Below are 13,008 nucleotides of genomic sequence, written 5' to 3' on the forward strand. Positions count from 1 at the left end.
AGGATGAACCGTGCACGGTGGCGGTACGCGGTCACGTCGATCCCGGTCATGGCGCTTGCGCTGACGGCCTGCGGCGGCAGCGGGGGCGGCTCGCACGCCTCCTCCGACGGCACGCTGACGGTCTGGATGATGACCGGCGGCCCCGGCGACAGCCCGCTCATCAAGGACGTCAACGCCGAGTTCGCCAAGCAGCACCCGGACATGAAGGTGGACGTCCAGATCCAGCAGTGGGACGGCATCGCCACGAAGATCACCACGGCGCTGGCCAGCGGGAACCCGCCCGACATCGTGGAGATGGGCAACACCCAGACCCCGCTGCAGACCTACTCCGGCGGCCTCGCCGACCTCACCGCCGACAAGGCGTCCTTCGAGGACTCCGCGCACTGGCTGGCCGGCCTGTCGGGCCCGTCCGCGTACGACGGCAAGCTCTACGCGACACCGCTCTACGGCGGCACCAAGGTCGTCATGTACAACAAGAAGCTCTTCGCCGGCGCGGGCATCCAGCAGCCGCCGACGACCATCGCCGAACTCCAGCAGGACTGCGGCAAGCTGGCCGCGGCCAACAAGAAGACCGCGAACTTCTCCGGCTTCTACCTGCCGGGCCAGTACTGGTTCAACGGCATGCCGTTCCTGTTCGGCAAGGGCGGCACCGTGGCCACGCAGAAGGGCGACACCTGGAAGGCCGCGATGTCCTCGCCGGCGAACCAGGCCGGCCTCGCGGCCTGGCGCACCTTCCAGAACACCTGCTCCACCAAGTCCTCGGTCGGCGTCAACACCGACAGCCCCGACCAGGACCAGCTCTTCGCCGACGGCAAGGCGGCGATGGAGTACGTCAAGGCGTGGGAGCCCGCGGCGGTGCTGGAGAAGAACCCCGCGCTCAAGGACGACATCGGCTTCTTCGCGATGCCCGGCTACAGCGCGGACAAGTCCATGCCGGTGATCGTCTCCGGCTCCACCGTCGGCATAGCGGCCAACAGCCCCGACAAGAAGGCGGCCGAGGACTGGCTGCGCATCGTCACCGGCAAGCAGTTCCAGCAGAAGATGGCGCTGAAGCTCAACCTGCTGCCGATCTCCGCCGCGTTCACCCCGGCCGGAGTCCCCGAGCAGCTCACCGTCGCCTCCAAGGCCGCGCAGAACAGCCAGCCGCTGCCGAGCAGCCCGGGCGAGGCGACGCTGGAGACCGAGCGGTACAACGAGCAGTTCTTCTCGAAGATCGCCGGCGGCGCCGACATCGCCAAGGCGGCCGCCGACTACGACAAGCACGCCACCGACGCATTCAACTCGCTCCACTAGTACGGCGGGAACCCGATGGCAATTACCGAAAAGCGCAGCGCGCAGCGCGCTCCGGCGGGTGCCCGCTCCCGGCCGCAGGTCCGGGCCGGCGCCACCCGGCGGCGGATGCTGCCCTGGGCGATGATCGCCCCGGCGGTCGTGGCGCTGGTGCTGATCCAGGGCTACCCCCTGGTGCGGCTGCTGGTGCTCTCCACCCAGGACTTCGGCCCCCGGTCGCTGTTCACCGGGCACGCCGACTTCGTCGGCCTCGACAACTTCACCCACCTGTTCGGCGACCCGGACTTCCGCTCGGTCCTGCTGCGCACCGTGGTCTTCACCGTGGTGTGCGTGGCGCTGCTGATGGTGCTCGGCTTCCTCATCGCGCACCTGCTCACGGGCGTCTCGGCCTGGGCCCGGGTGGTCACCACCGTCTCGCTGGTGCTGGTCTGGGCGATGCCGATGGTCGCCGCCACGCTGGTGTGGCAGTGGATGTACCAGCCCCAGTACGGCGTCGCCAACTGGCTGCTCACCAAGACGCGGATCTTCGGCGACCTGACCGCGTACGACTGGTTCTCCCATCCCCACCAGGCACTCGGGCTGGTCATCCTGCTCACCGTGTGGAAGGGCCTGCCGTTCGTCGCGCTGACCCTCTACGCGGCGCGCGGGCAGATCTCCGAGTCGCTGTACGAGGCGGCCCGGCTCGACGGCGCGGGCACGCTCCAGACCTTCCGGCACATCACGGTGCCGGTGCTCAGGCCGGTGCTGGCGATTCTCACGCTGCTGGAGGTCATCTGGTCGGTGAACTCCTTCACCCCCATCTGGGTGCTGACCCAGGGCGGGCCGGACGGGCAGACCACCACCCTCGGCGTGTACGCGTACATCACCGCCTTCAGCCGCAACGACTACGGCAGCGGCGCCTCGATCGCGGTGGTGACCGTACTGATCCTCGCGGTGTTCTCCATCGCCTACGTCCGCAGGATGTCGAACCAGGGAGACGAGCAGGGAGAGAAGGCATGAGCGTGCGCATGACCCCCGCGCGGCGTCGCCGCAGCGTCAACAACACCATCGCGGTGGCGCTGTCCGCGGTGATGCTCTTCCCCGTCTACTGGATGGTGGCCACCGCGCTGAAGCCGCGCGGCAAGATCCTCAGCGCGGTGCCGCAGTTCCTGCCCTGGCCGATCAGCCTGGGCAACTTCCAACGCGCGCTGGCCAAGCCGCACTTCTGGGTGTTCGTGCGCAACTCCCTGACGGTCACCCTGTCCTCGGTGGTGCTCTCGCTGGTCATCGCGCTCTTCGCGGCGATCGCCATCGCCCGCTTCCGGTTCGCCGGGCGCAGGGTGCTGCTGGCGATCCTGGTGCTGGTGCAGATGATCCCCGCGGCCGCGATGGTCATCCCCGTCTACCTGATGCTGCGGTCCATCAACGCGCTGGACTACGTGCCCGGCCTGATCCTCACGTACATGACGTTCGTGCTGCCGTTCACGATCTGGACGCTGCGCGGCTTCGTGGACGGGGTCCCGGTGGAACTGGAGGAGGCGGCGCTGGTCGACGGCTGCGGCCGGTTCCAGATGTACGTACGGGTGCTGCTGCCGCTGCTGATGCCCGGCATCGTCGCCACCTCCATCTTCGCCTTCGTCAACGCGTGGGACGACTACCTCTTCGCCTACGTGATCATGAAATCGCAGGGCAACTACACGCTCCCGGTGTGGCTGGTGTCCTTCAAGACCTCGGAGAGCGTCGACTACGGCGCGATGATCGCCGCCTCCACCATCTTCTCCCTGCCGGTCCTGATCTTCTTCCTGCTGGTGCAGCGCCGCCTCGTCGGCGGCATGACCAGCGGCGCGGTCAAGGGATGACCCGCGCACCGCGGACCGGGCCGGCCCCCGCCAGACGACTTCCCGAACGAAAGAGTGAGGACTCCATGACCGAGCTGTCACGCCTTGCCCATGGCGTGCTGTTCCCCGCACTGGGACGGCGCACCGTCCCCCGGTGGGCCCGCGCCCGCGTCGAGGAGGGACTCGGCGGCTTCGTCCTGTTCGGCAAGGACATCGCCTCCGCCGAGCAGATCCGGCAGCTCACCGCCGACCTGCACGGCCTGCGCGACCACGTGCTGCTCTCCCTCGACGAGGAGGGCGGGGACGTCAACCGCCTGGAGCCGCACGGCGGTACGTCCGTGCCCGGCAACCACGCGCTGGGCCGGCTCGACGACCCGGAACTCACCCGCGAGGCGGCCTACCAGATCGGGCTGTCACTGGTGGCGGCCGGCATCGACTGGGACCTGGCGCCCGCGGTCGACACCGCCGTCAACCCGCTCAGCCCCAACGGCATCCGGTGCTTCGGCGCCGACCGCGCCCTGGTCGCCAGGCACGCGGCCGCGTGGGTGGAGGGACTGCAGGCCGCGGGGGTCAGCGCCTGCGCCAAGCACTTCCCCGGCCACGGACTGAGCTCCACCGACGCCCACCTGGGCACGCCGACCGTGGACCTGTCCCGGCAGGAACTGGTCGACCACTACCTCGACCCGTTCCGCGCCGCCATCGCCGCCGGCGTCGACAGCATCATGGTCTCCCACGTCCGGCTCACCCAGCTCGACACCGTGCCCGCCACCATCAGCCCCGCGGTCCTCACCGGCCTGCTGCGCGGCGAACTCGGCTACGACGGGGTCGTCATCACCGACGCCCTGGAGATGCGCGGCATCAGCGACGTCGCCGCACTTCCCCAGGCGGCGGTACGGGCCATCGCCGCGGGCGCCGACGCGCTGTGCCTGGGCGCGTGGGCGTTCGGCGACGACGTGGACACGGCGGCCGCGGCCCTGGTCGCGGCGGTGGAGGACGGCACCCTCCCCGAGGAGCGGCTGCGCGAGGCCAACGCCCGTATCGCCAGGCTCGGGACGCGCCCGCGGGCCACCGGCGCCGCCCACGACGACACGGTGGGCGCCCGGCTGGCCCGCGACGTGGTCGAGGTACACGGCGACCCGGTGCTGCGCGGCAAGCGGGCCTTGGTGGTGCGGCTCGACCCGACCCATTCCCCCGCCCAGGGCGGCGCGTCCTGGGGTATCGCGGAGCCGCTGCGCGCGGCCGGCGTCGAGGTGGAGACACTGGCGGTGGCCGGCGACACGTACAACGCGGAAGGCGTCATCAAGGCCGAAGTCGGCCTCTACCTCGACGAGTTCGGGCCCGATGCCGACGTCGTGCTGCTCGTCCGCAGCTCGCACCGCTTCCCCTGGCAGCGACCGGTCCTGGACGAGCTGCTGGCGAAGTACCCGGGCTGCGTGGTGGTCGACATGGGCGTGCCCGGCGACGACTTCGGCCAATTCCGGGGCTGGGTGCGGACGTTCGGCGCGTCCCGGGTGTGCGCGCAGGCGGCGGTGGACACGCTGCTGGCGGGCGCGTGACCGGGAGCAGGGGAGGACGGGGGACCGGGGATCGGGGGTCCGGTGCCCGTGGGCAGGGGACCGGGGACGGCGGGCGGCTGCTGGCCGGCGGGCGGTTCGTACGGGCCGACGGCCGCGTGGTGGCGGGCTGGCTGCTGATCCGCGGCGGCCTGATCCACGCCATGGGCGCGGGCGACCCGCCCGCGGCGCCCGAACCCCGGTCCGACCTCGGCGGCCGGCTGGTCGTGCCCGGGTTCGTCGACCCGCACTGCCACGGCGGGGCCGGCCACTCCGTCTACACCGGCGACCCCGACGGCGTACGCGCCGCCGCGGCCGGGCACCTGGCCCGCGGCACCACGTCGATGCTGGCCTCCGTGGCCAGCGTCGACCCACCCGCGATGCGGGCCGCCGTCAGGGCGATCGCCGCCGTCATCGACGACGGGACCGCGCCCAACCTGGTGGGCATCCACTTCGAGGGGCCGTTCCTGTCCCCGGAGCGCCGGGGCGCCCAGACCCCCGGCGCGCTGCGCACACCGGACCCGGAGGTGCTGCACGGGCTGCTCGACGCGGCCGGCGGCCACGCCGTGTCGATGACCGTGGCGCCCGAACTGCCGGGCGCGCTCGGCCTGATCGAGGAGTACGCCGGGGAACTCCTGATCAGCCTCGGCCACACCGACGCCTCCGCCACGGCGTTCGTCCGGGCCGTCGACGCGGGCGCCCGCTCGGTGACCCACCTCTTCAACGCGATGCCGCCCCTGGAACACCGGCGGCCCGGCCCGGCGGCCGCGGCACTGCTCGACCCGCGGCTGTGCTGCGAGCTGATCGTCGACGGCCACCACCTTGCCGACGACACGGTACGGCTGACCCACCGCACCGCGGGCGCCGACCGGTTGATGCTGGTCAGCGACGCCATGCCGGCCGCCGGCATGGGCGACGGCACCTACCGGTTCGCCGACCGCGAGGTCACCGTGACCGGCGGGGTGGCCCGGCTGCGCGGCACGGACACCCTCGCGGGCTCGACGCTCTTCGTGGCGGAGGCGTTCCGCCGGGCGGTCGACGTCGTCGGCCTGCCGGCCGCGGACGCCGCGCGGATGTCCGCGGGCACGGCGGCGGGGCTGCTCGGCCTCACCGACCGCGGGGCCTTGCGGCCGGGCCTGCGCGCCGACCTGGTCGAACTCGACGGCGACCTCACGCCGGCGCGGGTCTGGCTCGCCGGCCGGCGGGTCTCCGCAGCGGGGGAGGCGGAGCGGTAGTTCCCACGGCGGCTCGCCTATGGGACCGGGTGCCCGACGGCGCAGGGTGCGGCCGGGTTCCTGCGGGGGCGGGCCTGGGCCGTCGAGGTCCGGCGGGGGTCCTTCGGGGGCCGTCGAGGTCCGGCGGGGGCCTTCGGGGGCCTTCGGGGGCCGTCGAAAATCCGGGGCGTCCGGCGGGCGCCGCGGCGTAGGCTCCGCCCCTGTGGACCTGCGGACCTTTGCCTTCGACGACCGGCCCGACCTGCACGCACAGGCCGACGAGGTCTTCAGCGCGGGCTGGCCGGAGTTCATCTTCCACGACCCCCTCGCCGACCGGCAGATGGACCGGGTCCGGCGGTGGTTCGGGGAGCTGAACCTCCTGCTGGTCGACGACGCGGACCGGATCGCGGCCGGCGGGTGGGGCGTTCCGGTGCGCTGGGACGGCTCGCCCGCCGACCTGCCCGGCGGCTACGACGACGCGCTGGTGCGGGCGGTGACGCTGCGGGAGGCGGGCGGCCGGGCCGACACGCTGGTGATCGCCGCGGCCCAGGTCCGCGACGACCTGCGAGGGCGCGGCCTGGCCGCGGAAGTGCTCGGGCGGCTCGCCTCCGCCGGTGAACGAGCCGGTCTGGCACGGGTGATCGCCCCGGTGCGGCCGACCTCCAAGGCCCGCTACCCGCTGACCGCGATGGAGGAGTTCATCCGCTGGACCCGGGCCGACGGCGCCCCGTCGGACCCGTGGCTGCGGACCCACCAGCGGATGGGCGCCCGCGTGCTGGGCGTCGCCGAGCGGTCCATGACGATGGCGGGCTCGGTCGCCGACTGGGAGCGGTGGGTCGGCTTCCCCCTGCCGGCATCCGGCCGCTACGTGGTCCCCGGCGCCCTCGCCCCGCTCGCGGTCGACCGCACGGCGGACCGGGGCGAGTTGGTCGAGCCCAACGTGTGGGTGCGGCACCGGTGAGGGGCGGCGGTGCCCGGGTCGGAAAACCGTTGGACACCGCTCCGGGCGGGGACGAGCGTGGGGGGATGCAGCAGGTGGACATCTGGGACGCCGAGACCGCGCTTCGCTACGACACGCCGGGCATCGGCATGTTCGCCCCCGAGGTCGTGGGGCCGACCGTGGACCGCCTCGCCGAACTCGCGGGGGAGGGGGCGGCACTTGAATTCGCCATCGGCACCGGCCGGGTGGCGGTCCCGCTCGCCGCACGCGGAGTTCCCGTCACCGGCGTCGAACTGTCGGCACCGATGGTGCGGCAGCTGCGGACGAAGGCAGACGAGGCGACGATCCCCGTCGTCATGGGCGACATGTCGACCACCGTCGCGCCGGGGGAGTACACCCTCGTCTACCTCGTCTTCAACACGATCTCCAACCTGCTGAGCCAGCCGGAGCAGGTCCGCTGCTTCCGCAACGCCGCCCGCCACCTCGCCCCCGGCGGCCGCTTCGTGATCGAACTCTGGGTGCCCGAGCTGCGCAAGCTGCCGCCAGGCCAGGGTGCCGTCATCTGCCGTTCCGAACCCGGCTACTTCCTCCTGGACACCTACGACGTCCTGCGGCAGCACGTCGTCTCGCACCACTTCCGGTTCGACGACACCCCGCAGGCCGAGCTCTTCCGCAGCCCGCACCGCTACATCTGGCCGGCCGAGCTCGACCTGATGGCCCAACTGGCCGGGTTCGAGCTGGAGTCCAGGCACGCGGACTGGTCCGGCGCCCCCTTCACCGCCGATTCCCCCTCCCACGTCTCCGTCTACCGCCTCCCGCCCGCGCCGTAGTCCGGATTGGCCTGCCCGCGGCGGGCCCTTGCGCCGCGGGCAGGCCGGTCCGGGCTACGGCGCGAAGCCGCGGGTCAGGCGCCGATGTCGATGCCGGCGACCGCCTCGACCAGGCGGCGCATGTATTCGGGCCGAACGCGGTGATGCTCGCCGAGAGCGGACCAGGCCGGGTGCGCCAGGACCTGGTCCAGCGCGGTGGCGGCGTCGCAGTTGTGGGGGCCCAGGAGTTCACGGGTCACGGCTGCCGCCACGACCGCCGTGGTCCGTCGCTCCGCGAGGTCGGTGAGCAGGCCGGGCAGGCCGCCGGCGGCGAGGCTCGCGCGGCAGGTGGCGAGCCAGTCCGCCGACCACCGGTGCCGCAGGGTGCGCGGGTCGCCGTCGGCGGTGCGGAAGGCGGGCGCCAGGGCGGCGCGGAGCCGGTCGGCCAACTCGGCCGGGTCACCGGCGAGATGGGGGTACTCGTCGGCGAAGTGCTGCCACTCGTAGGCGGGTGGCGGCAGCTCGTCGGTGATGTCGGGCCGCAACGGGTGCGCGACGTTGGCGGGGTCGGCCGCGATGAACACGGCGGCGAGGGTCTCGTAGTCGACGGTGCAGTGCTCGGCGAGGAGCACCGCGTCGTACAGGTCCTTGCCCTGGGGGTGCATGTCGTCGACGAGCCATACGAGCTTCCAGGCCAGGGAGAGTTCGGGCGTCGCCCCGAGCAGGCACGCGCCGCCGATCGTCACCTCCTCGGGCGGAACCGGCAGCGACTCGTTGAAGACGAAGTCGAGTTGGACGATACCGCCGGGAGTCGTGCCGCTGGTCCAGGGCAGGACCAGCCGCCGGCCGGGGACCCGGTCGTAGGTCCAGATGTCCTCGCTCACCGCGTCGGAGGCGTGGAAGCGGATCGTGTGCGGCGCGGTGGTGGAGACGGCTCCGGACGGGGCGGTCCGGTCGGCGGCGTGATCGGGACCGTGATCGGCCACGTCTTCGGCCACGTCTTCGGCCGCGCGCGCGATGTCGTGCAGCATCGCGCCCGTGCGCTCCTCCTCGATCCGCCACCGCGCGGGCGTGACGACGAAGTCCAGGTCACCGGGCTCACGCGCGGCCTCGCCGAACCACCGGGAGAGCAGCACGCTGCCGCGCAGCACGAGGTGGTCCCGCCAGGGCGAGCCGGCGATCGCGGCCAGCATGAGGTCCATCGCGGTGCGGCGGGCCGCCAGCCATGCCGCCCGGGCGGCCGGGTCGGCGAACTCCGGGTCGCTCGCCCGGTAGGCCCTGGTGTGCTGCTTGAGCGCCGGGTCGAAGACGGGCTGCTGGACCGCGCGCTCGTCGTCGACCAGGCGGAGGGTGAGCGGCAGGTCGAGCCGGTCGCGCGCGGCCTCGGTCGGGCGCCCGCGCGCCATCTCGCTCTCGCGTATGCCCAGGGACTCCCACGGGTCGGTCATCGGCGTGCCTCCCGGTCCCGCGCCGCGATGATCCATCCGTCGTCGATCGCGGCGTTGCTGTCGTAGACCACGAACTCCTCCTCCGTCTCGGCGATCTCCACCGACAGCTCCCGCACCGCGCGGGTGAGAGCCGTCAGCCGTGCCCGGGCGGTCGGCAGGCCGACACCGTGGCAGCGTTGGGTGACGAAGCGCTCCTGCCGGCCGGTGCCGCCGTGGGTGCGGCGCGCGTTCCACGACACGTGCGCGTCGTGGGCGACGGCGGCCGCGGTGAGCGCGTCGAGAGTGGCGGCGGCGCCCGGGCCGAGGGGGTCGAGCAGCACCTTCAGGTGGTGCTCGAAGTAGCGGCCGGCCTGGCGTCCCGGGTCGCCCGCGCCGTTCAGCAGCCGCGCCTGCGCGTCGCAGCGCGGCACCACCGGCTCCCACGGCGCGACCTCGATCTTCACCCGCACCGGCCGGAACCCTGCCCCGCGCAGTGCCTCCGACGCCCGGCGGCAGACGCGCAGTTGCTCCTCGTACGGGCCGCGGCCGCGCAGCGTGAGCATCGGCTGCGAGGGCGTACGGCCACGGGCCAGCACGATGTGCGTGAACTTCCACCCGCGCGCGGCCGACCACCGCTCCAGCCGGGCGGCCGAAGCGGGGTCGTCCGCGCCGCGCACGGTGAGGTGCGCCTCGAACCCGCCATCCGTCATGACCGCATGATTTCAAGCCGCCCCGCGCGGAGGGAAACGACTTTGCGGCCGGGCGGAACACCGGGGACGGCGCGGCGGCGCCGCCGGCCCCCCGGCCCCGCGGACGGGCTCACTCCTCGGTCGGTCCCAGGTCCGGCGTGTCGCGCAGGTCCACCACGTTTCGGAGCGCCGCGTGGAGTTCGAGCACCACGATCTCGTTGCGGCCCCGGCGCAGCGCCGTCCCGGGGACGTAGAGGCGGCGCTGCGGGCCGCGGGACCAGTAGCGGCCGAGCGCGAAACCGTTCACCCAGGCGCAGCCCTTGGTCCAGCCGTCCAGTTCGAGGTAGGTGTCGGCGGGCTCGGCCAGGTCGAACTCGCCGCGGTGGAAGGCCGGTCCGACGGCCGGGCCCGGACCGGCGTCCGCGAAGACCAGCCCGGTCAGGTCGTCCAGCGGCAGCGACCGGCTGGACCAGCCGGTGATCGGCGTGCCGTTGGCGGTGACGGGCCCGAGCAGGCCCTTGCGGTCGTGGACCGCCTGACCGTAGTTGACCCGGCCCTGGTTCTCGACCAGCAGCGACAGCTCGGCGCCGCCGTCGGGCACGGTGAACGCCAGGGAGTGCTCGTGGCTCTCGCGTTCCAGGACGCCGACCGGCTGGCCGTCGAGGAAGACCTGGGCGCGGTCGCGTACGGCGGGCACGTGCAGCAGGACCGGGCCTGCCGCGTCCAACCGCGCCTGGTAGAGCACGAATCCGAGGCCGTCGCCCGCGCCGTGCCCGGCCGCCAGCTCCTCCATGGTCAGCGGACGGTCGGCGGCGACCGCGGTGCCCAGGGCCGGCAGCCGGCTGAACAGCGGTGCGCGCTGGGGGAGTCGGACGCCGAGCTGGCTGAGCTTCTTGGAGGGCTCGGGCAAGGGCGCGTCGGGGACCGGCGCGTAGCGGGCGATGACCTCGCGGAAGGCCGCGTACTTCGGCGTCGGATCGCCGGCCTCGTCCAGCGGCGCGTCGTAGTCGTAGGAGGTGAGGGTCGGCCGGTAGGTGTGCTTGTCGTTGGCGCCGTTGGTGAAGCCGAAGTTGGTCCCGCCGTGGAACATGTACAGGTTGACGCTTGCGCCGGCCGCCAGCAGCCGGTCCAGGTCCGCGGCGGCGCTCTCCGCCGGCCTGGCGGCGTGCAGTCCGCCCCAGCGGTCGAACCAGCCGTTCCAGAACTCCGTGCACATCAGCGGCCCTTCGGGCTGGTGCGCGCGCAACCGGTCGAGGTTCTCCGCGACCCGGCTGCCGAAGTTCGCGGTCGCCAGCACCCCCGGCAGCGAGCCGCGGGCCAGGTCGCCTGGCTGGTCGCAGGTGAACAGCGGGACGTCCACGCCCTGTTCGCGCAGGATCTCCGCCAGCCGCAGCAGATACGGCTGGTCGTCGCCGTACGCGCCGAACTCGTTCTCCACCTGCACCGCGAGCACCGGCCCGCCCCGGCTGCCCAGATACGGCGCCACCCGCGGCATCAGCTCGGCGAGGAAGCGCTCGACCGCGCCGAGGAAGCGCGGGTCGGTGCTGCGCAGCCGGATGTCCGGGTCGGCCAGCAGCCAGGCCGGCAGCCCGCCGCCCTCCCACTCGCCGCAGATGTACGGGCCCGGGCGCAGCAGGACGTACAGGCCCTCGTCGCGGGCCAGTTCGAGGAAGCGCTCCAGGTCCAGGCCGCCGTCGGCCCGGAACTCGCCCGGCCGCGGCTCGTGGAGGTTCCACGGCACGTACGTGTCCACGGTGTTGAGGCCGAGCAGCCGGGCCTTGCGCAGGCGGTCCCGCCACTGGCCGGGATGCACGCGGAAGTAGTGCAGGGCCCCGGAGATGATGCGGAAGGGTTCGCCGTCGAGACGGAACCCTTCCCGGTCTATCCGCAGTACAGGCATGGGGTCCAGGTCCTCCGCCTTGGTGGTTCGAACATCGGTGCACGCATGATCGATGTTTGCGTAACCATCGACCTGATGCGAGTCTGACCAGCGCGGAGTGCCGTGTCAAGGCTCCAGCCGGAGGGCGGGTGCGCGGCAGCCCAAGGGCGTGCGGCGGCACGGGTGTTGGCAGGCGCCGGCCCGGCCGCGGGCAGGCGCGGGTACGGCGCGGGCCGGGAGCCGGTACGGCGCGCGGGCCGGGAGCCGGTGGGGGCGCAACCGGCGCGCGGGCCGGGAGCCGGTGGGGGCGCAACCGGGGTGCTGGACGGGGTCCGCTCAGCGCGCGCCGGCGGGCGGTGGCGCGGTGCTGGCGCGCGGGACCAGCCGGGTCGGCACCAGGTCGGTGCCGCGCGCCGCCTCGTCGTCGCGGATCTGCCGCAGCACCGTCGCCACGCAGCGGCGGCCGACCTCGGCGAAGTCCTGGTGGACCGTGGTCAGCGGCGGCATGTAGGACGCGGCCTCCGCGATGTCGTCGAAGCCGACGACGCTGACGTCCTCCGGCACCCGGCGGCCCGCCTCGTGCAGCGCCCGCAGCACGCCCAGCGCCATCTGGTCGTTGGCCACGAACACCGCGGTGCACTCCGGGTCCGCCGCCAGCCGCAGACCGGCCCGGTACCCCGACTCCGCCGACCAGTCGCCCCGCAGGACCTCCGGCTCGGCCCGGCCCGCCGCGCCCAGCACCGCGCGCCAGGCGCCGACGCGGCGCTCCGCCGCGAACGACTCCTCGGGCCCGGCCACATGCCACACCGTGGAGTGCCCGAGGTCGAGCAGATGCCGCACCGCGGCCTCGGCGCCGCCCGCCTGGTCGGTGTCGACCACGCTGTAGCGGTCGCCGGCGTTGGAGTCCACGACGACCACCTGCGCGTGGGGCGGCAGCGCCACGGTCGCCGAGTCCAGCAGGTGCACCTCCATGATGATCACGATGCCGTCGACCGCCAGCTCGCCCAGCCGGGTGAACGCCCCGCGCACCTCGTCCTGCGTCGGCACGGTCACCGGCAGCAGCGTGGTGGCGTAGCCCTCCTCGGCCGCCGACGTCGCGACCGCCTCCAGGGTGCGCATGTTGCCGGTGGTCGACATGTTGAACAGGATGACGCCCAGCGTGCGGAACTCACCGCGCTTGAGGGCGCGCGCCGCGCTGTTCGGCCGGTAGCCGAGCTCCTTCATGGCCGCGAGCACCTGCTGCCGGGTGGAGTCCACCACTCCCGGGAAGCCGTTGGAGACCCGGGAGACCGTCTGCGCCGACACCCCGGCGAGCTTCGCCACGTCGCCCATGGACGCGCCGCGCTTGCGCCGGGCCCCCTCCGCGGCCGGCTCGGTACGGGAGGCGGCC

Annotated in this window: 11 protein-coding genes; 7 read left to right on the forward strand and 4 right to left on the reverse strand. The window is 73.4% G+C overall.

Features of this window, described 5'->3' with window-relative positions:
• Positions 1–3 precede the first annotated feature (3 nt).
• From OG896_RS39885 to OG896_RS39915, 7 genes are all read left to right on the forward strand, one after another.
• Complete coding sequence (locus OG896_RS39885) at positions 4–1,293, forward strand: extracellular solute-binding protein (protein WP_329373427.1); 1,290 nt, start codon at positions 4–6, stop codon at positions 1,291–1,293.
• Positions 1,294–1,308: 15 nt separating this feature from the next.
• Complete coding sequence (locus OG896_RS39890; protein ID WP_329373429.1) at positions 1,309–2,289, forward strand: carbohydrate ABC transporter permease; 981 nt, start codon at positions 1,309–1,311, stop codon at positions 2,287–2,289.
• Positions 2,286–3,128: a carbohydrate ABC transporter permease gene (locus tag OG896_RS39895; RefSeq protein WP_329373431.1), complete on the forward strand. Its 843-nt coding sequence runs from the start codon at positions 2,286–2,288 to the stop codon at positions 3,126–3,128. Before OG896_RS39890 ends, OG896_RS39895 begins: the two co-directional genes overlap by 4 nt.
• 65 nt (positions 3,129–3,193) lie before the next feature.
• On the forward strand, positions 3,194–4,663 hold the full coding sequence (locus tag OG896_RS39900; RefSeq protein ID WP_329373433.1) for a glycoside hydrolase family 3 protein: 1,470 nt from the start codon (positions 3,194–3,196) through the stop codon (positions 4,661–4,663).
• A complete protein-coding gene (nagA, locus tag OG896_RS39905; protein ID WP_329373435.1) occupies positions 4,660–5,895 on the forward strand; it encodes an N-acetylglucosamine-6-phosphate deacetylase in 1,236 nt (411 codons plus the stop codon). The genes OG896_RS39900 and nagA overlap by 4 nt, the downstream gene beginning before the upstream one ends.
• A gap of 202 nt (positions 5,896–6,097) precedes the next feature.
• Positions 6,098–6,835, forward strand: coding sequence for a hypothetical protein (locus OG896_RS39910; RefSeq protein WP_329373437.1), 738 nt, complete (start codon positions 6,098–6,100; stop codon positions 6,833–6,835).
• Between the two features lie 65 nt (positions 6,836–6,900).
• Positions 6,901–7,644 carry a class I SAM-dependent methyltransferase gene (locus tag OG896_RS39915; protein ID WP_329373438.1) on the forward strand — a complete coding sequence of 248 codons (744 nt, stop codon included), beginning with the start codon at positions 6,901–6,903 and terminating at the stop codon, positions 7,642–7,644.
• A gap of 74 nt (positions 7,645–7,718) precedes the next feature.
• Here the strand turns inward: OG896_RS39915 and OG896_RS39920 are convergent, their stop codons facing one another.
• The 4 genes from OG896_RS39920 to OG896_RS39935 all read right to left on the reverse strand — a co-directional run bounded on the left by OG896_RS39920 (position 7,719) and on the right by OG896_RS39935 (position 12,950).
• Entirely contained in the window at positions 7,719–9,071 is a 1,353-nt protein-coding gene (locus OG896_RS39920; protein ID WP_329373440.1) for a nucleotidyl transferase AbiEii/AbiGii toxin family protein, read from the reverse strand.
• Complete coding sequence (locus OG896_RS39925) at positions 9,068–9,760, reverse strand: hypothetical protein (protein ID WP_329373442.1); 693 nt, start codon at positions 9,758–9,760, stop codon at positions 9,068–9,070. The genes OG896_RS39920 and OG896_RS39925 overlap by 4 nt, the downstream gene beginning before the upstream one ends.
• Positions 9,761–9,869: 109 nt before the next feature.
• A complete protein-coding gene (locus OG896_RS39930; protein ID WP_329373443.1) occupies positions 9,870–11,639 on the reverse strand; it encodes a glycoside hydrolase family 35 protein in 1,770 nt (589 codons plus the stop codon).
• A gap of 315 nt (positions 11,640–11,954) precedes the next feature.
• The gene (locus OG896_RS39935; RefSeq protein WP_329374579.1) at positions 11,955–12,950 is read right to left on the reverse strand and encodes a LacI family DNA-binding transcriptional regulator; all 996 of its coding nucleotides are present in this window, start codon (positions 12,948–12,950) and stop codon (positions 11,955–11,957) included.
• Between the last annotated feature and the right edge of the window lie 58 nt (positions 12,951–13,008).

The organism is Streptomyces sp. NBC_00669, assembly GCF_036226785.1.
Lineage (GTDB): Bacteria > Actinomycetota > Actinomycetes > Streptomycetales > Streptomycetaceae > Actinacidiphila.